Here is a 22,797-nt window from a genome sequence, read left to right as displayed (position 1 = left end):
GCGTGGCACTCTCTGCACCCCTGCCGTGCCAAGCGGAAACCAGCGCCATCACGGCCTACACCGATATCGACCCGGACCACGTCATGATTGCAGCCCACCGTTGTGGCTACATGTCCAACGGCCAGATCACCCATCCGGAAAACTCACTCTCCGCGGCGGACTTCACCATGAACCTCGGGGTCGAGATTCTCGAAGTCGACATCCGCATGACCTCGGACGGCGGCCTCGTCCTCATGCATGACAGCTCCGTGAACCGCACCACCAACGGTAGCGGCAACGTCAGTGATATGACCTTGGACCAAGTCACGAGCCTGAAGCTCAAGGGGTCAGGTGGTGCCCTCAGTGATGAGACGGTCCCGACGCTGGAAGAGCTCATGCTTCTGGTCAAAGGTCGGGCGATGGTCAACCTCGACAAGGTCAACATCAACGATCTCTCTCTGCGCAATGCCATCATGGATGTTCTGATCGCCACCGGAACTGTCGATCATGCCATCTTCAAGGGAGGGGCCTCTGCCAGTCAGGTGGCCGCCATGCGGGCCACCTACCCCGGGCACAGCATCCATTACATGCCGATTCTATCCAACAGCTCGGAGTCCGGCATGATCAGCATGCTCACTGCCCACAGCCCGCACGCCACAGAAATCATTTTCAACAACTCCAGCACCGGCATGCTGAGCAGCGCATCCCGCAGCAAGGCCACCGAGACCGATACCCACATCTGGATCAACTCGCTCTGGTCCAGCCTCTGTGCCGGCCACCACGATGCCGTTGCCTTGAGTGGCAATCCGGACGGATCCTGGGGATGGCTCATCGACCAGGGGGCTACCATCATTCAAACGGACAACGCACCGCAACTCATCGACTACCTTGCAAACCGTACAAGCGACCCTCCGGAAGAACCGACACCCACTCATCCATTCACCCAGCACAGCTACGACTTTGACGATGGATCCCTGCAGGGCTGGACAAACACGCTGACCGGAAACGCCACAGACAATCCGGCAAGCTTCGCCCCTCAAACCGATCAAGGCCGAGGCGGCGGCCAGAATAGCGCATACGCCCTGATGCACAGCGGCAACGGCACTTGGCTGGATGGCCGTGATGTTGCCCACCCGACTCTCGTTTGCACCTCCCCTGCCTTTGATTTCGATGAAAGTCTGACCGCTGAATGGGCCATTACCTTCCATCTTCTCGGAGGAACCGGAAACACAAGCACCACACCCACATCCCGGGAAACGCTGGCCCCGGCAAGCGAATCTGAAGGTTTTGCCGGTGTCGCCCTGCGCCGGGTCAGCGATGGCGCCTACCTTCTCTACGACCACCGTATCACAAGTGCTCAAAACGCGGACTGGCAAGCATGTGGCTGGAGCCAACAAGAAATTGCCGATGCCCTGTCCGACGATGACCCGGCAGAAACCTACCAACTCGACTTCATCGATCAAAACCATGGCTCCTGGGGATGGGTGATGCTCGACAGCATCGAGATCAAAGGTCTCATCCCCAAACCCGACAACATGCTCAGCTACTACTGCGGCGCAGATCTTCAAAATACACAAGATAACATCCAACTCAGTATTCTCACCTCTGCGGACGGAACCACGACCACCCGTCACTTCCGGGCACTTCAGCGGACCGGCGTCAGCGGCCAAATCCTCTGGAGCTCGGATATGACCACCTGGCATGCCTCCGGAGAAAGTGACGGCAACCACACCATCACCATGCAGGAAACCGTCACTTCCAACGAGGACGACAACCCGCAAATCATCGAAACCTCCTTTCACTCCTCCACCGGTGAACAACCTCCACGATTATTTCTGCGGCTCCTCGTCGAGCCCAGCCCCCCCGCATCTAACTAAGCAAGTTTAACTCCATTACAACAAGTCCAATCAACTCAATGAACACACCGATAAAAGTCTATGACGCACGATGGGAAGTCAACGAATTCGACGACGCGGCCGTCAGGCGCCTGTTCGAGGCCACTCTGGGATACGCCTCCCAGATCGGAGTCGATACCATCAGCATCACCCGCGACACCCGGCTTGGCTGCGCCAGAGTGATGGACATCGGCATCGAACTGGCAGTGGAAGCCGGCTTCCAGGTATTTACATGTTTTGACCCGATCAGCACACCGATGAGCTATTTCGCCTCCATGCAACTCAGCTCACAACACCCGAACACCATGGGGCTGGCCATCACGGCATCCCACAACCCCGCCCAGTACGTCGGGGTAAAATTTACCGTCCCCACCGTTCAATCGATTGGTTACGACTGCGGTCCGCTCAACGGCCTGGCGAAAGTCGAAGAACTCTATCGCTCCGAGTTCTCACTCGAAAACAAACCAGGAGGCAGCCTGTCCGTCATTGAAAACCCAGCCGAACAATACATCCGCTATTCCATGCAAACCGCGGGAGTTCAAGATGGATCGTTAGAGGGCCTTTCCCTGGTGCTCGACTGCTTCAACGGCTCGGCCGGCCCCGAACTGTTCCGCGCTCTGACCCGCGCTGGGGTCAAGGTCATTCCCCAGCGGCTGGTTCCCAACGGTGAATTCCCAACCGGCTCCCCGAATCCGGCAAGCCAGAACAAAATGGACACTGCGATTGAAGTGGCAAAATCACAGGATGCCCAGCTGGTCATGGGCATCGACGGTGACGGTGACCGGGTCGTCTTCGGAGACCAACAGGGGATATTCAGCGCGGGCTTTGTGATGATTCCCATCCTCAAGGCCCTGCTATCCCGCGAAACATCAAACCAACGCATCCAAGTCCTCTATGATCCAAAGGTCAACCCACTCGCATTGGAACAATGGAGCAAACTCAATGTGGAGCCGGTTTTATTCCGAAACGGGCACTCACAGATCAAAGATTTCATGCGGGAAATCGATGCCATCGCCGGAGCCGAGGAGTCCGGCCACTTCTACAACCGTCTCGATTTAGGTGATATCCGCGTATGGAGCGAAAACTCGCTGCTAACCATCCTGCTGTTTTTGGATGCCGTCAAAAAGAACCCGGACTGGATCAAGGAAGTCAGAGCCATGCAAGAGCAAGTCTTTACCTCCGGCGAGTTCAACTATGCCTTCGAAACCGATGAGATAAGAGACCGGGCGATGGCCGCCATCCTCAGCTTCTTCGAACAAACCGGCTCGACAATGGCGACGGAAACCCCGGAGGGCATCGATCTGGGTGGTGTGGTGATCTACAATGGTGTGGAAATCACCAATAGCGGTATCAAGCTCAATGAAAATTGGTATTCAGGATACATCCGGATCGCAACCAACGAAAAAGGTGTTGTCAGAAGCTACATCTCTTCTGCCAATCACACCCTTGGCAAGGACATCGAAACCGAGCTCCGCCGCATTCTTGAAAATGAATTCAACGGAATCATCACGGAATAAACACGCAACCGTCCAATAGAGAGCACATCATATGATCAGATCCCTTCTGTCCTTCTTCAAGACCGGCACACCTCTGCCCTGCACGGACAGGGATCCGAAAGAAATTTCGCGTCAGCTCACCACGCGCAAGTGGAAAATCATCATTGGAACCACCCTTGGTTATGGCATTTTTTATGTGGCACGCCTCAGTATGTCCGTAGTCAAAAAGCCCATTCTGGACGAGGGCATCCTGACCACTGATGAATTAGGGCAAATTGGAGCCGCCCTGTTTTTTGCCTACGCCTTAGGCAAATTCACAAACGGGTTTCTAGCAGACTACGCGAATATCAAACGCTTCATGTCGTTTGGCCTGCTGATCTCAGCCTTACTCAATCTCGCTCTGGGTTTCACCTCCGGCTTCTTTACCTTTGTCGTTCTCTGGGGGCTGAACGGATGGTTCCAATCGATGGGTGCAGCTCCGGCCATCTCTTCCATTTCCAACTGGGTGCCAAGAAAACAAATGGGGACCGTCTATGGCTGGTTTAGTGTAAGCCACAATATTGGAGAAGGGCTGAGCTTTGTCTGCACCGCCCTGCTCGTCGGCGCCATGGGCTGGCGCTGGGGGTTCATCGGCGCCGGCATCGCCGGTGTCATTGGCTCCGTCTTCCTCTACTGGATGCTATCGGATAAACCGGAAACCTACAGACTCCCGCCCGTCAATACCTACCAGGGCAAAGAGCACCAGGGCAAAACCATTGGCAAAGAGCAACTCGCAGTCCTGCTCAACCCCTTGGTCTGGATCATCGGCCTCAGCAGCGCCCTCATGTATGTCAGTCGCTACGCCGTCAACAACTGGTGTATTCTCTTCCTTCAGGAACAGAAAGGATACTCGCTGCTCGATGCCAGCGGCACCATGTCGATCTACGCCATCGTCGGTATCTTCGGCTCGATCAGCGCGGGATGGATATCCGACATGTTTTTCCATTCCCGACGCGGCCCCGTGACCATCTTCTATGGCCTGCTGCAAACAGGCGGCATGTGCCTGGTTTTCCTGACCCCCGCTCATTGGTTCTGGGCGGACAAACTCGGGCTCGGGCTGTTCGGTTTCGCGACGGGAGGCCTGCTCGTCTTGCTCGGAGGTCTGATCGCCGTCGATATCGCCGGTAAAAAAGCCGCAGGCGCCGCCATGGGCATCATCGGGATCTTCAGCTACATCGGTGCCGGCTGCCAGGAAGGCATCAGTGGCGCCTTGATCAAGTCAACCCCCACCGTCGTCGATGGCGTCGAAACCAAAATCTACGATTTTACCACCGTCATCACTTTTTGGATCGGGGCCTCTCTGGTCTCAATCATTCTGGCCTCCCTTTTCTTCTATCTTTCCATGCGAAAAAAGAAACAAGCCTCCGATTCATCAATCGCCGGAGATTGACCGGCAAACCATCAGACACCATCCAAAGTTAACAACACTCACCATGAAGCTCAAATTCACAACACTGACCATCGCAGCCCTGTCCATCGCGATCACACACGCCGCCGAGCAAAGCTCCGAGCAAATCCGCCGGATGGCCGAAGACCCGGCCAATAAAAACGTTCTGGTTGTCGCCCATCGTGCCGCATGGAAAAAAGCACCGGAAAACTCAATCCAATCAATCCTCGATGCCATTGCCATGCGTGTTGACATGATCGAAGTGGATGTCCGTAAAACCAAGGACGGCCGGTTTGTGTTAATGCACGATTCTACCATCAACCGCACCACCACAGGCAAAGGCAAGGTCTCGCAATACACGCTGGCCGAACTTCGTGAATTCCGACTGAAACATCAGGGCAAAGCAAGCGACCAGCGTATCCCCACCCTTGAGGAGGCCCTCGCTGTATGCAAAGGCAAGATTCTGGTCAACCTCGACAAAATCCACAGCCATCTGGCGGAGATCAACCCGATTCTGGAAAAAACCGGAACAGCTAGCCAAGTGGTCCTCAAAGGTGGACACAGCATGGAAAAAGTCGACCAAATGCTGGGCAAAGACCGGAAAGTCATCTACATGCCCATTTTTAATGTGGATAAAAAAGGCAAAGCCATTGCCGCAGGGGAAAAGCTTGGTTTTGATGATGTCTACCCGATCAACGAGCGCGTCCGTATGGTGGAGGTGATCGTGCGTGATATCCATTCACCCGCACTTTCCAAAGCCTTCATGGATGAATTCAAGAAACGCAAGGTTCGAGTCTGGATTAACACGCTGCGAGTTTGCCACCCATCCGGCCATGCCGATGCCAATGCCCTGCGCGACCCGGAAAAAGTCTGGGGGTCCATGATTGATATGGGCGTAAGCATTTTCCAAACCGACGAACCTGAGTTTCTACTCCAGTACCTGAGAAAAAAAGGTCTCCATCAATAACTCCCACGATATCGATCGAACCATCAACAACAAAGCTCACCCGGAGAAAGACCTGCTTTCTCCGGGTTTTTTGTGCCCACATAAAAGAATCCCTAAAAAAAAAGAAATTGTCTGCTAAGACATTGCATCGGAGATTGATATCCTAGGGAAGCATGGAATCACCTCCAAAAGAATTGCATGAGTTTGTCAAGCTGATGATTCAACATCAGGACGCTCTGCGCGCCTTCATCGTATCCCTTATGCCAGGGTCAGATGATGTGGAGGATGTGCTTCAGGACACCAATGTGGTGATATGGGAAAAGATGAATAGCTATCGGGCAGGCTCGGATTTTCAAGCCTGGGCCTTCGCCATCGCACGGAACAAAGCCAAAGCTCAGTTTCAGTCGAACCGTCGCAACCTCTCACCCAAGCTCAACGAAAAAGTCATCAAAGCCGTCTGCGACATCTGGTACGAACACACACCTCAGAGCACGGTGCAGCGTCAGCGGGCACTCGATCGCTGCGTAGAATCGCTCAAACCAGCTGATCAGGAGTTGATCCGCGCCAGATACAACAAGGGCGACAACTTGGAACAGCACGCCAAGCGCACCGGCCGCTCTGCCAATGGCCTGAGAGTCGAACTCTTCCGTGTCCGTGACAAGCTCCGCAAATGTGTCAACAAACGACTCACCACGGAAGGAGCTAGCCCGTGAACGAACACCAATTGACCGAACTCATCCAACACCTGCTCGATGGCTCCATCCAGGCTGATGATTTAAGCACGCTGGAGCAAGAGCTTGAACACAACAAGGAGGCCGCCATCCTCTACGTGGAAATGGCTCAGATCCACACTTATCTGGGCCGATCCCAGTCCATCCCCCCATCAGCACATCAGCATGTCATCCCCATCGAACGTATTCTTGCCAAACAAAAACGCCGATCGGTCCGCATCGCCACCTTCGCTGCCGCCGCCGTGCTTCTGCTTTGTGCCGTCCTGATGCGCCTGTTTTTTGTCCCGGAACCGGAGATCCGTCCTCTCACTTTCCGCACCGCACCTGATACACTTTTCACGCTGACCCACGATGAGCTCCCATCCGATGCCACACTCAGCAATGAGCAAGCCCTGCTGCCAGGATCCCGGCTCCAACTCCGGCGAGGTGTAGTCGAAATGAGCTTCCCCTCCGGAGTCCGCTCGATCATCGAAGCCCCCGCAGACTTGACCTTGAGCAACGAGGACAAGCTGAAACTCAGCGAAGGCACCGCATGGTTTCATGTTCCCCCTGAGGCTTCCGGCTTCCAAGTCCAGACTCGCAGTATGCTCGTCACGGACCTCGGCACGGAATTTGGTATCATGAGTTCCCCGAAAGCCCTCGATGAAGTGCACGTATTCGAAGGCCGTGTCCAGATTGCCAGCATCGGTGCAGCCAAACAAGAAAAGCTGCTTACCTCCACTGAGGCTCTGGTGGTAGATCCGGCGGGAAGGCTCAAGGAAATCCCCGTAAAACATCAACGTTTCCGAGTCGCCCTTCCCGACGACTCGACACCCATGGTCGTCTTCGAAGACCAGTTTAACGCTTACAAATTGAACTGGAAAATCCGTGGCCGAGCCGCCGTCGTCAGAGGTCATTATCAGGGCACTGGCTGCGCCATCAATACCACGGGGCAAGATGACCACTCCGACGTCCATTTTGATCACCAGGGTCATGAAATCACAGCCCAAGGCAACAGCTTTCTCGCCATAGGCAGCGGAAACGCCAGACCCATCAACAGCGTCTCCCAGGAGATCGAAGTATCTGCCGGCAGAACCTACACGGTCTATTTCCGATACGCCGGCAGCCACAATGCACTCCACCAGATCAAGGCGACCTTCTCACTCGGCGACCAGTCTTCCGGCACCGGTCTGATGCCAGCCCCCAAACAACTGTGGGCCTCAGCATCCTTCTCTTTCACCCCCAAAACCTCTGGCCTTGCAACACTGACCATCGATGACGAAGGCTCAAGAGGCAAGGCCGCAGACCTGCTGCTGGACAGCGTGCTCGTAAGCAGCGGCCCGGCCAAAACATCCTCTGAAGGAAAAAACAAAAATCCCCCACAACAAAAAACAAGCAAAACAACGCATGAATAAAACCATATTAACCACGGCACTGACCATAAGCCTCGCCGCTCTGTGCCAAAGTGCCTCTGCTGCGACCGTTCTACCTCTCCTCAATGGAGACTTCCAGAATACGGGCACCGGCAAAGCCAACCTTAACCGCCCTGCCAATTGGACAGGAACCAACCTGTATCGTGCTGATAACTCCTACGGCTACAACAGCCGCGGAGTTCTCGTCCGGGGAACAGGAGATGCCTATATCTACCAAAGAGGCACACTGACCGGAATCACCGAACCCACCATCAACTTGAAGGGATGGGCCTGGGCCGTCATCAACTCCGGCCCAGCTGATGTAGGCACGGTGACACTGAAGGCTCTCGGCGGCGCCGCTGGTGACCGGGAAACATCCTTCACCTTTTCCGGTTCAACCATTGGCAACGATAATTGGACAGCCTTTGACCTTTCCATTGAAAAAGGCGATGCCACCCAGTGGGAGGTCCATCTGAATTACGATGAAAAATCCAATAACTACGCAGCTGTCCGCTTCGATGAACTGACCTTGCAGGCAGTCCCCGAGCCCAGCTCCGCGGCTCTCCTTGGCCTCGGAGGTCTCAGCCTGATCTTGCGGCGCAGGAAATAAACATCAACCCACTCATCTTCCTCGCGCATAAGCAGGAAACCAAACCCGGAGAAAGACCTGCTTTCTCCGGGTTTTTTGTGCAGGAAACGGAAAAATGGGGAAGAACCTGCCTATAACCAATGAGGAAAAGTAACTGGTAGTATTTTCCTCATTGGTATAAAAAAACATCTTCTTGTTAACGCCGATGGGTAATGTGACGTATGCTAGTGTTAAGCAATGTCGTCCACCCACGAACATACTCCTGAGTTCCAACGCGAATTTGTCGGGCTGATCACCCAGCATCAGGTGTCCTTGCGTGCCTATATCATTTCCCTCATGCCGGGGATGGACGGAGTTTCCGACGTGCTCCAGGAAACCAATCTGGTCCTCTGGGAAAAACGAAAATCTTTCGAGCCCGGCAGCCACTTCGCAGCCTGGGCCTTTGCCATTGCGCGCTTCGAGGTCAAAACCCATCGACGGAAAATGCTCCGGAAGCAACCGATGTTGTGTCTCGATGAGCAACTCAACGATGACCTGGCCGCCTATTGCCAGCTTCCAGCTGAAGACACCGAATCCAGAATGCAGGCACTTGAGCACTGCTTGAAAAAACTCAACCCCGGAGAGCTCGAGCTCGTCAAACAGCGCTACGCCAAAAACACCAGCCTGAAACAATATGCTCAAAATCTGGGCCGCCCGGCAGGCTCACTACGCGTCACCCTGCACCGCATCCGCAACAGCCTGCGCAAATGCGTCTCCTACCAAATCAATACCACCTCATGAAACCACGTGAACTCGAAAACCTGATCCAGGATTTTCTCGACGGTTCGCTCGCCGAGGAAAAACTGGAGACCCTGCAGCATGAACTACGCCACAACCCGGAGGCCCGTGACCTCTACCGCGATTTCATCCACCTGCAGAATATCATCGAGCTCCAGGCGCTGACACCTGACCCGCTGGCAAAAAATATCATCCCCATCGATCGCATCATCCAACGTCAGAAACGGCGCAATCTCAGCATCGCCCTCGCCTCTGCGGCAGCCCTTCTGATTATCTCGCTGGTCACCATGCGGCTGTTTTTTGTCGATCCGGTGGAACCCGCCAGTCTGGCATTCCAGACCTCGCCCGGCACCCAGTTCACCATCAGTCACGATGAATCCGCCGACGCACCACTGGGCCAACGGCTGGTTCCGGGGTCTCGCCTGCAAATCAAACAAGGGAGTGCCCAACTCCGATTTCCCAATGGTGTGCAATCCATCGTCATCGGCCCGGCGGACTTGACATTACACGACGAAGAGCAGCTTTACCTGCGTCGAGGCGTTGCCCGCTTTCAGGTGCCCCAAGGAGCCGAGGGATTCACCGTGGATACTCCGGACCTCCACATCGTCGACCTCGGCACCGAGTTCGGTGTCAAGGCAGACCCCGACCAACACGACGAAGTCCACGTCCTCAAAGGCCATGTCCAGGTCACCGCCAAACGCCTGCGCAAAGAAAGTACCACCCTCGGCAAAGGGGAAGCCCGCAGAATCGATCCCGTTGGACGGCTCCACGCCATCGCCACGCAAGACGCAAGCTTCCCAAGCAAACTTCCCAACACCCTGCCCTACCTTCATTGGTCGTTCGACCGCGATATGCAAGTCTCGGGAACCCATCCGGACGTTCCTCACATTTCAACCTCTGCCGAGGCACCCACCAAGTTTGTAGATGGTCGCTTAGGCACATCACTCTCTTTTGACGGAAAAAACCAGCATCTCATTACGGATTGGCCTGGTTTTTCTAAAAATCGTCCACGGACAGTTTCCTTTTGGTTAAAACTACCCGCCAATGAAGATTACCGAGCAACGCCGGGAATTCTTGGCTGGGGTGACCGCACTCATGGAAACAAAAAGTGGAAAGTCGCATTAGCTCCTAGCTCTACCTCTGGCACCCCCCGCCTTCGACTTTCTTGGGGCAATATATGGTTAACGGCTACATCTCCGCTAGCGACAAATCAGTGGCAACACATCACAGTGACAAGCTCAGACCTACTCGATGACTTCGGATTCCCCCAAGCTCAACTTTACATCAATGGAATCCAACAAAAATCATCCTATGAAAAACAAGGACAGAGCCCTCTCGATAGTCCGATACAAACCTCAACAACCAATCTCAAATCATCTCCACTTATGATCGGCTCCGATCTCTTCGTAGCCCCCAAAGACCGAAATCTTTTCCGTGGTCAAATCGACGAGCTTTACATTTTTGACGGTCATATGACCACCAAAGAGGTAAAGCAGCTTTTGAAACCATGAAAACACAAAGAAGAAACCAAAACCAAATACAACCCAATACGAATATGATAAAAACCATACTAACAACCAGCCTCATCGCGAGTGCTGGCTTTGCCAATGCGGCCGTGACAACACTCTTTTCGAGTGATTTTGACGGTAATACCGGGGCTCACGTCTTTGCCGGAAACACCGACAATACCAGTGGTAGTGCCAACGTCACGATCACGGACTGGACTCAGGATTCCTCGGTAACCTCTATTTCTGGTCTTACGGCCATTGCTACAGGTGGTGGTGGATTTGCCCAACTCGGAGGTGGCACAGCAACTTATGCTGGGCCTAATAATATTTATCTAAGTAGGAATCATAACCAAGGCACCGCTGATCATGGATACAGTTTGACGTTCACGATTGATACTTCATGGGCCGCTACTAATCTAAATGTTCTCTCGGGGCATACGACTAACACTGGCACTCAAGATCAGAGTTACACATCCGATCTTAATTTCTCTATCTCCGGAGGAACGCTTGGCGCGGCGGTAACAGGTATATCGACAGAAGATTACTCAGTTGCTCCGGCCTATCATTCTGTGAACTTCGACCTGACTGGAACTACACTTGGCGCTGGGACTTATACTCTTCAGGTCTTTCAAAATAATAATGCCAGTGGCTCTTATGCCATTTATAACGGCGTCACACTAGAAGCAACCGCCGTTCCCGAACCGACCTCGGCAGCCCTTTTCGGCCTCGGTGGCATCTCACTCATTTTACGTCGTCGCAAGTAATTGCCGGCGTTTGCGAGAGCTATCACATCTTATACATCGCTCGGTGGACTTCGTCTACCGGGCGATTTTTTCACAACGAACCTATCACCATTTCCCATCATTTTTTATGAAACTGTTAGCCTTTTTCGTTTCTCTTCTACTTCCCCTCGAGGGCCACGCTCAGACCACAATCTTTTCATCAGATTTCGATGGCAATACTGGAGCCACGGTGATGGCGGGCAACACAGACAATACCTCGGGAGCTCCAACACTTGGAGTAACATGGAGCAAACATGCATCGGTCGGGAATCTATCCAACCTAACAGCTATTAGTACGGGCGACAGCGGAACTGCAGGTGGTTTTGCTCGACTTCAGAATGGATCGGCTACTTACGCCAACGCCAACAATATTTTTCTTAGCCGCAATCACAATCTTGATTCCGACAGATCCACTACCAAGCGTGGCTACAGTTTCACCTTTACCCTCACGGATTCCTGGGATCTGGCCACCCTCACCGTTCTCTCCGGCCATACCAACAATACAGGAAACTCAAATCAGAGTTACTCATCCAAGCTCAACCTCTCCATTTCAGGGGGAGATCTCATCACCCCGATCACGGCAAATAGCATCGAAGACTACGGAACCGCTCCAGCCTATCACTCCGTTGCCTTCAACCTGAGCGGTCATACTCTGGGAGCGGGAACTTACACAGTGGAAGTCTACCAAAGCGACATGACCAGTGGCGGCGCCTATGCCATCTATGACGGCATCACACTCTCGGGTGACAATGGGCTCCCCCCTACACCAAGTATCACCTCCTTTAGCTCAAGCAAAGCCTACGTAACACCGGGCTCCGGCGTCACATTCTCTTGGATCACCGATGGCGCGACCAACCTCACACTTAACCCAGGAAACATCAGTCTGTTACCCTTCTCAACCAATGGTGACGGAAGCACCGACATAACAGTGAACACCAGTGGAACCTACACAATCAGTGCACAAAATCTCAACGGAACCGTGACACAAAGCGTAAGCATTTTCGTTGGCCCGCCACGACCAAACATCGTCTTTTTCCTCGTCGATGACATGGGCCCCCAGGACACCTCCGTCCCCTTCAACCTTGACGCCGAAGGTGCCCCGAAAAAATACAACTTCAACAACTTCTACATCACCCCGAATATGGAGACACTCGCGAGCCAGGGGATGCGTTTCACCAATGCTTACGCCCAGTCGGTCTGTAGTCCCACCCGCACCGGCTTGATGACAGGTAGAAACAGCGCCCGCCACGCCGTCACCGACTGGGTGGGCGGCGGAGGCAACGGTTCCCCGACAAACTGGCGTAGCCAGGGGCTCGATCACACCGATGTCACCCTACCCAAACTGCTGCAACAAGGCGGCTACCGCACCATCCACGTTGGTAAGGGGCACTTTGGCCAATCCGGCACCACCGGAGCTGACCCGCTGAATCTCGGCTTTGATGTCAACATCGGCGGCAGTCGCTGGGGGCACCCATACAGCGGTTACATCGGAACCGCAGGCTACGGCGGCATGCCCGGCCTTGAAGCCTATGACGGCTCGATGTTTCTCACCAAAGCCCTCACCATCGAAGCCAACAAGGCACTGGATGAAGCCGTCGGCCGCGGCCAACCCTTTTTCCTGAACATGTCCTTCTACGCCGTGCATGCCCCGTTCACCACCAACCCGGATGCCAGTGGTGACTACAGCGGCTCCACCGGATCCAATCACACCAAGTTTGCCACGATGATCGAAGGCATGGACATCGCGGTGGGAGAAATCCGGCAGAAACTCATCGACCTGAATGTTGCTAAAAACACCCTGATTGTTTTTCTCGGAGACAACGGTAGCGACAGCCCGGCAGTCACCGTCGACGGCCTGCCATCTGGAAGTTTCAGTGACTTTCCCATGCGGGGAAAAAAAGGTTCCAAATGGGAAGGCGGCAGCCGGGTTCCGATGATTGCCTGCTGGGCACTAACCGATGCCACCAACCGCTTCCAACAAGCCATCCCGATCCCGGCCAACAGCATCGAAACCGATATCGTGACCTCCTGGGACCTGCCCGCCACCTTCCTCAATGCCGCCGGGCTCCCGTCAGCCAATGACTTTGGCGAGGACAGCCACAGCCTGGTTCCCTATTTCTCCGCCACACCCGGCACCCACCGCCCCCAAGAGATCGTCATCCACTACCCCCACAACCACCGCAGCGACTTTTTCTCGTGGATCCGTCAGGGTGACATGAAACTGATCTACAACTTCCAAAACAACAGTCACCAACTCTACCATCTCGCCTCCGACCCGACTGAGAGCAACAACCTCGCCGGAAGCCAACCCGAAACCCTGATGCAAATGTCCCGCGCTCTCGCCCAGGGGCTCGCCGAGCGCTGGGGTGACCGTGGCGCGCTGATCCCGACGACCAGCACCACCGCCCCCAGCGGCAACGTGGTCTCGATCCCCCATGACCCTACCGTCGACAGCGACAACGATGGCCTGCCCGATACAAACGAAGACCCGAACTTCAACGGCCTGGTAGACCCGGGGGAAACCAACCCGGACAACGACAATTCGGATGGCGACAACATTCCGGACGGCGATGAGGTCCGACTCGGCACCGACCCCCTGGATGCCAACAGCCATTTTTTCTGCACTCCGACCAAGCAAGCCGACGGCTCGCTGCTCCTCACCTGGCCGTCCGCCGCCGGCACCAGCTTCACCATCCTGAGCTCAACGGACCTGGTCGATTGGACCACCGTTGTCACCAGCGGTCTGCCGGCCTCCGCTGGCAGCAGCACAAACTATAGGCTCAGCCCACCGCTTAGCGGGCCCCTCTTTTTTCGGGTCGAACTGGATGCCGCCACCGACTCCTGATCTGGAGCCCGACACGGGCCTTGATCATTTTTTTTTGCCAAATTTCTGCACTTTGTTAACAGGCGTCGTCATTTCTGCTGTATCCTTATGCAGTGGAAATCTCCGAGAAACAGACAAGCAGCACACCACCGGCCCAAAATCAGGCTCAGGATGGTGATGATTTTGTTGTCTTGTTGACAGCCCATCAGGGGGCCGTGCACGCCTTTCTCCACAGCCTGCTTCCCGGTGACCCTGGTGTGGAAGATGTCCTGCAACGCACCAATCTGACCCTCTGGAAAAAACGCCAGGACTTCGAAATCGGCACCAACTTCAAAGCCTGGGCCTTTGCCATTGCCCGCTGGGAAGCCCGGGCCTGGCTCACCTCCCAGAAACGCCAGAACTGGTTGGTCTTCGATGACGAGCTGACCGACCACATCATCGAGCAGTCAGAGCAGCTTCCCGATGTGGAGACCAACGGCGATGGCTCCGTGATTCGCGCCCTCCGACTCTGTCTGGCCGGCATGAATGACAAACAACGCTCGCTGGTGATGCACTACTACCAACAGGAAAAATCCATCAAAGAGTGCTCGAGCATCACCGGTCGTAGCTCCGGATCGCTCCGCGTCACCTTGTTCAGAATCCGAACCTCGCTGCGTCATTGCATCGAAACCAAACTCGCAGCGAAAGGAGAAACCGCATGAACCGCCATCAGCTCGAACAGCAAATTCAAGACTGCCTGGACGGCCGGCTCAGCGATACCGAGCAACGGGAACTTTTCAGCTATCTGAAACAAGACCCCGAAGCCATGCGACTCTACTGCCTGAGTTCGGCCATGGACACCGGCCTCTCCCGTCTCGCCAAAGGGGAACTCAGCCTGAGCAGTGATGCTGAGAACTTTGCCGAGCTCGCACAGCGCTCTCAAAAGCAGAAAATGGCGAGGGTTTCCATCCTCTCTGCCGCCGCCATCCTTGCCATCTCACTGGTCGTCATGCGCCTGTTTTTTGTCGATTCCGAACAGCCACCATCAGTGGCATTTCAGACATCTCCCGGCACCCAGTTCACCCTGACCCATGACGGGGCAAACAATCAACCCGTCGGCCAGAGCATGCAGCCTGGCTCCCGACTCCGGCTCAGCCAAGGCTGCACCGAGCTCAACTTCGGCTCCGGCGTCAAAGCCATCGTCATGGCGCCCGCCGACCTCACCCTACACAGCGATAAACAACTCTACCTAGGGCAAGGCACCGCCTGGTTCCACGTCCCCAAAGGAGCCGAAGGCTTCACGGTGAAAACCAGAGAGCTCGACATCGTCGACCTCGGCACGGAGTTTGGGGTTCTCGCCAAGGCCAACGACCACGATGAAGTGCACGTATTGGATGGGAAGATCGAAGTCACCGCACTCCGGCTGCGGAAGGAATCAACGACTCTGATCGCCGGCGAGGCGCGCCGCATCGACCCTGTCGGCCGACTAGTCACCATCCCCACCAAACGCGAAAATTTTCTCGCCTCATTACCCTCGTCATTGCCCTTCCTTCATTGGTCGTTTGATCAACAACGTGGCTATCAAGTATCGGGCAACCACCCGGCAGCGGGTGAGATCCACACCAAAGCCATCGGCTCTCCTCTGCCCGTTCCGGGGAAAAACAAAGAAGCTCTATCCCTCAACGGCAAGGGGCAACACGTGATCACCGATTGGCAAGGCTTTGCCGGCAAGCGCCCACGCACCGTTGCCTTCTGGCTGAAAATCCCTGCTCATGCCGATTACCGGAAAAACCCCGGAATCGTCGGCTGGGGTGACCGCACTCAAAAGAACGGTAAATGGAAAGTTACTCTCGATAACGAAGGCCCGCATACACCCACCCAAATGCGTCTTTCATGGGGGAACAGCTGGATCACAGCGAACCAGCCGATTCAGCCGGATCAATGGCAACACATCACCATCACTTCTACCGGCAAGCTCAACGCCAAGGGCTTGCCCCAAGCGGATATCTACCTCAATGGGCACAAAGCCAAAACTATCCCCGGCGCCCAGGGGGCACGCGAAGCCACCGCTCCAAAAACCACCATCATCACGAATCAAGCCGTGCCCCTCATGATCGGCTGCGACCTCTACCCCGACATAGGTAAACGAAAATTCTTCACCGGAGAAATCGATGAACTGAAAATCTTTGATGGATATATGTCTGAAAAAGAAGCCAAACATCTATTCGCCCAGTGATTAAACCAAAACAGAAACTACTATTATGAAAAAAACCATACTATTATCAGCGGCTCTCCTTGCGGGTGCTAGCTTCGTCAATGCAGCTACCACAATCACTGTGCTGAATGCTGGATTTGAAACTCAAACTGTAGCTGATGGACAAAATAACTCTCAATCATCTACTAGTTTTTATGACGCAACTACAAGTAATTCCGGTGATGGAACGATCACAGGATGGACTGAATCCAATACGACTACCCAACTTGGTTATGTAATCAACCCTGGCTCAGGTTTCACTCAACCTACAGAGGGGAACAATGCTGCTTTGGTCATGAATCAAACCATTAGTCAGAATCTCGGCGGCTTCATTCTGAATACCGGAGACACTGTCACAGTCGAATTTGATGTATGGAGGGGTAATGCTGGTAACGGTAGCACTTTACTTATTAATTTCGCAGGGCTTGGCACACAAGCAGCCAGTGGGGTTACTCAATCTATCAGCTCTCAGTCATTTAATTTCGTAATTACTTCAGACGGAGTCACAACCGGAGACCTCAGTTTTCAATCCACAATTGGTGGTAATGATTATAGAATTGATAATATAGCAGTGTCATACACTGCGGTTCCAGAGCCATCCTCCACAGCCCTTCTCGGTCTCGGTGGAATTGCACTGATCTTGCGTCGCCGTAAGTAACAACCCAATAACCATACTGTTTTGAATCGGTGGTCAATCATTCTGGTTGGTCACCGATTTTTATTTACTCTTTGGCTGTAAAATTTCCAACCGTGTCGGGGTGATCTCATCGCAGTTAGAAAACTCACGCAAAGCCGCCAAGGAAAGAATGGGTTGATCACTTTGCGGCTTAGCGCCTTCGTGTGAAACACATGAGCTGCCTAGCTTTATTTTATCATCCTGTTCGAAAACCTAATTTATCCGGCACTAGTCCTTATGCTTAAATCCATCCTGAGCTTATCCCTCATCACTTCTCCAGCTTTGAAGGCTAATCCGCCGAGCGTTCTGTTTGACTTTAATTCTAACACCGGAAAAGTCAGTCAACACACATTTTCATCTGGTGTCGAAATATCCCCAATGGTCATCGGGGGGGCTGACTCATCACCCACGCTGTATGCGTCTTTCATGAACCATAAAGCCAAACTCTCTGCTCGTGAACCCAATCATACACTTTCGTTCAAGGTCAGTATCGATGCCGCTACCTCAATATCACTCGACCAGATCAGTTTCGATTACGGCTTCGATGAGCAGTTCCATCCCAATGACATTACTCCATCCTGGTCACTTCAGATTTCTCAGGGACAAGCCCGTCCGCCAACCGGATCCCTGACAACGATTTCTCGTATAGAAAATCGCTCCCGCAAAGAAAAAGTAAAACTCAACGGCCTGAAAAATCTCAGTAACACTGAGGTCACCTTCACGCTGACATTTCATACCCAAGAAAAGCGACACGGTGGACTTAACCGCTCTCACATCGTCGATCATATTCTTTTGTCGGGAACAAGGTTATCCCATTTCAAACCATCCACCCTTCTGAGTATTGGAGGCGTTTCTCTCATTTGTCGATAAAGGCCCCTCTGCCATTTCCAACTTCCTCATTTTCCTATGAAATCAATAACTCACTTCTTCACATTACTTATTTTTCTGACACTCAGCCTGAAAGGTGCAGCCCAGACCACTCTGTTCAGCTCTGATTTTACGGCCAACACAGGAGCCACAGTGCTCACTGGCAATGCTGATAACTCAAGCGGCTCCACATCCCTAACAATTACAGATTGGACAAATAATGCGATCGTTACCTCGATTTCGAATCTCACCAAAATCAACAGCAACGGCGGTGTCGCCGCAGATGGAGGTTTCGCCCAGCTAAGCAATGGCACCGCCGTCATGGCCAACGCCAACACGGTTTTTATCAATGAAAACCACAACGCGGGAACGACCCCCAGGAACCGCGGTTTCAGCTTCACTTTCACCCTCAATGATACTTGCCATCCCACGACCTTGACCGTGCTATCCGGACACGCCAACGGAGCAGGCGGCGATCAATCTTTTTCTTCCGATCTTGTTTACAAGCTCAGCGGAGGCACCTTGGGTGCCCCCGTCACTGCTAGCTCGACAGAAAACTATGGCAGCAACCCCGCATACCACAGCGTCGGATTTGACCTGTCGGGAACGACACTTGGTGCCGGCGCCTACACTCTGGAAATCTATCAGACCGGCAGTGACGGCGGCTCTTATGCCTCCTTCGATGGGATTACCCTGGACGGCTACATTGGGACTCCCCCACCCGTCGTTTCATCGTTCACAGCCACCCCCGCCCTTTTTGATTCAGGAGAAACCATCACCCTTTCATGGAATGTGACCGGGTCCACCTCTGTTTCAATCGACCAGGGAATCGGCTCAGTCGCGGCTTCCGGTTCGTTGGTTCTCTCACCTGAAGATACGACTACCTACACACTCACTGCCCTCAATGGAGCCCTGCCCGCCACAGCTTCGGCCACCGTAACCATGCGACAGGACGTGGACGTCTATCTGTTTGGTGGCCAGTCCAACATGCAAGGGCTTGGCAAGATCAGCGAGCTGACACCCCAGCAACTCACCGCTCCCGCCAACGTTTATTACTGGAATGGCAGCAGCTTCGAGCCTTTCATCCCGGGCACTACCGTAACGGCCTCTGCGGGCCAGTTCGGTCCCGAACTCGCCTTCGCCCATGCCGTCTCAAACCCCAAGCGCAAGAGTTATATTATCAAGTATGCCTCTTCAGGTATGCCTCTCGACTCAGCATGGAGCGGCAGTAGTTATGATGATCATACCAATACCTGGAAGGGTGATCCGCCTGGCCCTGGTCGGCTCACTTTTTATCCAGGAATAAGCTCAACCGATCCCAATCAAGGAACCTTGTATAAAAACAAGTTGTTACCCATTTTTCAAGCAGGGATCGCTGACATCACAGCCACAGGCTACACCCCGGTGATTAGAAAATTTCTTTGGATGCAGGGTGAGCAGGACAGTAAAATGGAACTTTCTGCGGGACGAAATGCCGCTAACCTCAAACGTCTTCGTGATCGCTTGGCTGAGGATTTGGGTTTAGCTAACCCCACGGATTTGCCGATGGTCTTTGGTCAGGTATTGCCCTACAGCCCAAGTGCCCCTCGCTTTGCTTACCGCAACTTGATCCGTTCCCAGCAAGCCTCCGCCGATATGGATTCTGGGTCGCCTAACGCGATCCCCTCCTGCCGGATGATTTCCACGGATAGCTATAGCCTCAAATCAGATACCGTTCACTATGATACCGCAGGGCAACTTCAGCTTGGTGCCGATTTTGCGGCAGGATCCAATGAGTCATCGGTGTCATGGGATTTCGAAGACCCTACCTCTCCTGAAGTCGCAACCAGCAATGACACAGGGCTCGTGGTCAGCGACTTTACACTCACAGCCCCAGCAGGTGCAGGCTACATTACGGTGCTCCCCGATGCTCCAGATGAAGGAACTTCAGGCTCCCTCGGATCAGAAACAAGAGCTGGCGTAGCCGCCCGAAACGACTCCGATATAGCTACGAGCGGGGCACAAGCCATGTCGTTCACCCTCACGATTCCTTCCGGAAAATCTTTTGATTTTAATTCGCTGAGCTTCGAACACGGTTTCAATGAAAAAGGCAGCAATAGCCTAACCCCTACGTATACATTATCCATCAATGATGGGATCAACGACATTTATAGTACGACAGGAAACTTACCCCAGCACACTTCGGGAACGGATCTGTTTTACTCAGAAGATGTGTTCCTCGATCTCTCAGCAGAGCAAGCACTTCAAAACATTTCCAACAAAACACTCACGATACAATGGAAATTCAGTAACCCGGATGGTCGATCCAACACGCTGGCTCAACGGGCTCATACGATTGACGATCTCACCTTGAGTGGGAGGACAACAACCGTCACCTTGCCTACCATTAATGCTTTCAGCGCAAGTGACACCCTGATCGACGCAGGCCAAACGATCACACTCTCATGGAACGTCTCTGATGCCGATATTCTGACCATCAACCCGGGCAATATCGATGTCAGTAATGACCCGGACCAACAAATCGCGGTGACCGTCAATGAGGCCACGACCTATAGCTTAACAGCAATCAACAGCGATGGTAGCATCGTCGAAAACCTCCCAATCTATTTGAACCCGACGGTTCCGAATGTTCTCGTTGTCCTTGTCGATGACATGGGAACCGAGGACTGTTCGGTGGATTTCAACTATGACGACGCAGGAAATAAAATCGATCGCATCGACCCCACTTCGGTCGGGCTTGCAGCCTTCACCACTGACAATCGGCACTTCCGCACTCCGAACATGGAAACCCTGGCCTCGCAAGGAATGAAGTTCTCCCGTGCCTATGCCTGCCAGGTGTGTTCACCGACACGGGTCACCTTCCTCACCGGTCAAAACTCGGCGCGTCACGGCACCATCCAATACATCAGTGGAGGCGGCAACCTGCACAACCTCAAAGCTCCACCGAACCCCGGACTCAAGGCATTCAACAAAACCCTGGCCGAGGTCATGCGCGATGCCGGCTACCGAACCATCATCTCCGGCAAGGGCCACATCGGCAATGCATTCAATGCCAATGCCGGCAATTACATCACACCAGCATCACCCGCCGACGACTACTACGGCTTTCAAGTCAACATTTCTGCCTCCACCAACGGCCAGCAGGGAAGCAATTACTCAAACCACTCCACCGCCTTTGGTCTACCCAACTCTGGCCCACCCTCTCACTTCATTGCCGAATATCAAAACAAAACCTACAACGATATTGATCCTACCACCTACCCTACCAGCCACCCTCATGCCAACGAGCCTGTGTTTGTGACAGAGGCGATCACCCGTGAACTCAACGAGCGGATCGAAGACAGCGTCAATCAAGGCAAACCCTTCTTTGCCTATCTTTCCCACTTTGCCGTGCACGACCCCCACACCCCCGACCCACGCTTCACCGCCAACTACCCGGGCCTGAGCGGTGACGTGCTCGACTTCGCCACCATGATCGAAGGTATGGACCAATCACTCGGTGATGTGCTTACTAAACTCAACGAACTGGGGGTCGCCGAAAACACCCTCGTCATTTTCCTCGGAGACAATGGTAGCGACTCCAAACCACGCGGCCCAAATAACCCGCCTACCCTCACCATGACGAACCCGCTGCGTGGAGAAAAAGGCATGCGTTATGAAGGCGGTATCCGCGTCCCCCTGATCATCTCATGGGCAAAACGAGATGGGACCAACATCCACCAACAAAAACTCACCATCCCTGCAGCCAGCCGGGAAAACGATATCGTCTCCGTGGAGGATCTTTTTCCAACGATTCTTGCCACCTGCGGAATCCCTCTACCCACCACAGATGATGATGGCGCCCCATTGGTGATCGATGGAACCGACCTCAGCCCTTACCTCAAAAGTGTGGCAGGAACCCACCGCCCGCAAAAACTCATCACCCACGCCCCATGTAGTAGTCGCAGCAGCTTCTTCACCACCTACCACGAAGGAACATGGAAGCTGATTTACAACTACACCACCAGTTCCCCCGTCACCTCCACCAATGTCCCTCTCGGCACCTACGAGCTCTACAACCTCGCTACCGACATCCATGAGGCCAACAACCTAGCAGCCACCCATCCCGAACGCGTCATGACCATGGCCCGTGGTATGGCCAAGGAACTCCAGCGCCTCGGCGCCCCCTATCCAATTCTCAGAGCCTATGACCCCGACCTGGATGGACTCGGACTTCCTTCTGCTGCCAACGACACTCATCCAGTCATCCTGCCCGATCTTGCGGGTGTCGATTCCGACAACGACTCACTGGACGACAACATCGAAGACCCCAATCGTAATGGCCTCGTTGACCCCGGCGAAACCGATCCGGACAATGACAACACCGATGGCGACAACATCAACGATGGCGAGGAAGCCAAAATCGGCACCGACCCTCTCGATTCCAATAGCTTCTTTTTCTGTCACCCCGCCAATTTACCCGACGGCTCCCTACAAATTACGTGGCCATCTTCACCCGGCAACTCCTTTCTTATCCGCTCCAGCACTGACCTCGAGGATTGGACTACCATAGTAGCGAATGCGATTTCGGCCTCCCCTGGATCAATGACCACCTACAATCTGGGAATCACCTCCAGCTCAAAAATATTCTTCCGTGTCGAGCTTGAATAATTGTACTTGCCTTCACTTTATCCTTTC

The 22,797-nt window shown here is 53.8% G+C and carries 16 protein-coding genes; all 16 read left to right on the top strand.

The window, feature by feature from the left end:
* The first annotated feature begins 2 nt into the window (after window positions 1-2).
* The 16 genes from HW115_RS05625 (at window position 3) to HW115_RS05550 (ending at window position 22,770) form a co-directional block, all read left to right on the top strand.
* Window positions 3-1,856 (top strand): glycerophosphodiester phosphodiesterase family protein, encoded by a 1,854-nt coding sequence (locus HW115_RS05625; RefSeq protein ID WP_178931621.1) that lies wholly within the window; start codon window positions 3-5, stop codon window positions 1,854-1,856.
* A gap of 38 nt (window positions 1,857-1,894) precedes the next feature.
* On the top strand, window positions 1,895-3,391 hold the full coding sequence (locus HW115_RS05620) for a hypothetical protein (RefSeq protein WP_178931620.1): 1,497 nt from the start codon (window positions 1,895-1,897) through the stop codon (window positions 3,389-3,391).
* Between the two features lie 31 nt (window positions 3,392-3,422).
* Window positions 3,423-4,799: an MFS transporter gene (locus HW115_RS05615; protein WP_178931619.1), complete on the top strand. Its 1,377-nt coding sequence runs from the start codon at window positions 3,423-3,425 to the stop codon at window positions 4,797-4,799.
* A 43-nt stretch (window positions 4,800-4,842) separates the two neighbouring features.
* Window positions 4,843-5,763: a glycerophosphodiester phosphodiesterase family protein gene (locus HW115_RS05610; RefSeq protein ID WP_178931618.1), complete on the top strand. Its 921-nt coding sequence runs from the start codon at window positions 4,843-4,845 to the stop codon at window positions 5,761-5,763.
* Window positions 5,764-5,915: 152 nt separating this feature from the next.
* A complete protein-coding gene (locus tag HW115_RS05605; RefSeq protein ID WP_178931617.1) occupies window positions 5,916-6,455 on the top strand; it encodes a sigma-70 family RNA polymerase sigma factor in 540 nt (179 codons plus the stop codon).
* Complete coding sequence (locus tag HW115_RS05600) at window positions 6,452-7,867, top strand: FecR domain-containing protein (protein ID WP_178931616.1); 1,416 nt, start codon at window positions 6,452-6,454, stop codon at window positions 7,865-7,867. The genes HW115_RS05605 and HW115_RS05600 overlap by 4 nt, the downstream gene beginning before the upstream one ends.
* Window positions 7,860-8,474 carry a PEP-CTERM sorting domain-containing protein gene (locus HW115_RS05595; RefSeq protein WP_178931615.1) on the top strand — a complete coding sequence of 205 codons (615 nt, stop codon included), beginning with the start codon at window positions 7,860-7,862 and terminating at the stop codon, window positions 8,472-8,474. Before HW115_RS05600 ends, HW115_RS05595 begins: the two co-directional genes overlap by 8 nt.
* A gap of 216 nt (window positions 8,475-8,690) precedes the next feature.
* Window positions 8,691-9,233: a sigma-70 family RNA polymerase sigma factor gene (locus HW115_RS05590; protein ID WP_178931614.1), complete on the top strand. Its 543-nt coding sequence runs from the start codon at window positions 8,691-8,693 to the stop codon at window positions 9,231-9,233.
* Entirely contained in the window at window positions 9,230-10,741 is a 1,512-nt protein-coding gene (locus tag HW115_RS05585; protein ID WP_178931613.1) for a LamG-like jellyroll fold domain-containing protein, read from the top strand. Before HW115_RS05590 ends, HW115_RS05585 begins: the two co-directional genes overlap by 4 nt.
* 44 nt (window positions 10,742-10,785) lie before the next feature.
* Entirely contained in the window at window positions 10,786-11,502 is a 717-nt protein-coding gene (locus tag HW115_RS05580) for a PEP-CTERM sorting domain-containing protein (protein WP_178931612.1), read from the top strand.
* Between the two features lie 106 nt (window positions 11,503-11,608).
* The gene (locus tag HW115_RS05575; protein ID WP_178931611.1) at window positions 11,609-14,365 is read left to right on the top strand and encodes a sulfatase-like hydrolase/transferase; all 2,757 of its coding nucleotides are present in this window, start codon (window positions 11,609-11,611) and stop codon (window positions 14,363-14,365) included.
* Window positions 14,366-14,457: 92 nt separating this feature from the next.
* Window positions 14,458-15,045 (top strand): sigma-70 family RNA polymerase sigma factor, encoded by a 588-nt coding sequence (locus HW115_RS05570; RefSeq protein ID WP_178931610.1) that lies wholly within the window; start codon window positions 14,458-14,460, stop codon window positions 15,043-15,045.
* Window positions 15,042-16,559 carry a LamG-like jellyroll fold domain-containing protein gene (locus HW115_RS05565; RefSeq protein WP_178931609.1) on the top strand — a complete coding sequence of 506 codons (1,518 nt, stop codon included), beginning with the start codon at window positions 15,042-15,044 and terminating at the stop codon, window positions 16,557-16,559. The genes HW115_RS05570 and HW115_RS05565 overlap by 4 nt, the downstream gene beginning before the upstream one ends.
* A 25-nt stretch (window positions 16,560-16,584) precedes the next feature.
* Complete coding sequence (locus HW115_RS05560) at window positions 16,585-17,235, top strand: PEP-CTERM sorting domain-containing protein (RefSeq protein WP_178931608.1); 651 nt, start codon at window positions 16,585-16,587, stop codon at window positions 17,233-17,235.
* Between the two features lie 444 nt (window positions 17,236-17,679).
* Window positions 17,680-18,123 carry a hypothetical protein gene (locus HW115_RS05555; protein ID WP_178931607.1) on the top strand — a complete coding sequence of 148 codons (444 nt, stop codon included), beginning with the start codon at window positions 17,680-17,682 and terminating at the stop codon, window positions 18,121-18,123.
* Window positions 18,124-18,159: 36 nt separating this feature from the next.
* Window positions 18,160-22,770, top strand: a complete 4,611-nt coding sequence (locus tag HW115_RS05550) for a sulfatase-like hydrolase/transferase (RefSeq protein ID WP_178931606.1) — start codon at window positions 18,160-18,162, stop codon at window positions 22,768-22,770.
* The last annotated feature ends 27 nt before the right edge of the window (window positions 22,771-22,797 follow it).

The sequence above is a fragment of the Oceaniferula marina genome (genome assembly GCF_013391475.1).
Taxonomy (GTDB): Bacteria; Verrucomicrobiota; Verrucomicrobiia; order Verrucomicrobiales; family Akkermansiaceae; genus Oceaniferula; species Oceaniferula marina.
The sequence above is the reverse complement of the archived record's forward strand: the minus strand, read 5'-3'. Positions and strand labels throughout refer to the sequence as shown.

Coding starts and splice junctions, on each gene's coding strand:
- HW115_RS05620 (WP_178931620.1), top strand. CDS start 1,895: ATGAACACACCGATAAAAGTCTATGACGCACGATGGGAAGTCAACGAA.
- HW115_RS05615 (WP_178931619.1), top strand. CDS start 3,423: ATGATCAGATCCCTTCTGTCCTTCTTCAAGACCGGCACACCTCTGCCC.
- HW115_RS05610 (WP_178931618.1), top strand. CDS start 4,843: ATGAAGCTCAAATTCACAACACTGACCATCGCAGCCCTGTCCATCGCG.
- HW115_RS05605 (WP_178931617.1), top strand. CDS start 5,916: ATGGAATCACCTCCAAAAGAATTGCATGAGTTTGTCAAGCTGATGATT.
- HW115_RS05595 (WP_178931615.1), top strand. CDS start 7,860: ATGAATAAAACCATATTAACCACGGCACTGACCATAAGCCTCGCCGCT.
- HW115_RS05590 (WP_178931614.1), top strand. CDS start 8,691: ATGTCGTCCACCCACGAACATACTCCTGAGTTCCAACGCGAATTTGTC.
- HW115_RS05585 (WP_178931613.1), top strand. CDS start 9,230: ATGAAACCACGTGAACTCGAAAACCTGATCCAGGATTTTCTCGACGGT.
- HW115_RS05580 (WP_178931612.1), top strand. CDS start 10,786: ATGATAAAAACCATACTAACAACCAGCCTCATCGCGAGTGCTGGCTTT.
- HW115_RS05575 (WP_178931611.1), top strand. CDS start 11,609: ATGAAACTGTTAGCCTTTTTCGTTTCTCTTCTACTTCCCCTCGAGGGC.
- HW115_RS05565 (WP_178931609.1), top strand. CDS start 15,042: ATGAACCGCCATCAGCTCGAACAGCAAATTCAAGACTGCCTGGACGGC.
- HW115_RS05560 (WP_178931608.1), top strand. CDS start 16,585: ATGAAAAAAACCATACTATTATCAGCGGCTCTCCTTGCGGGTGCTAGC.
- HW115_RS05555 (WP_178931607.1), top strand. CDS start 17,680: ATGAACCATAAAGCCAAACTCTCTGCTCGTGAACCCAATCATACACTT.
- HW115_RS05550 (WP_178931606.1), top strand. CDS start 18,160: ATGAAATCAATAACTCACTTCTTCACATTACTTATTTTTCTGACACTC.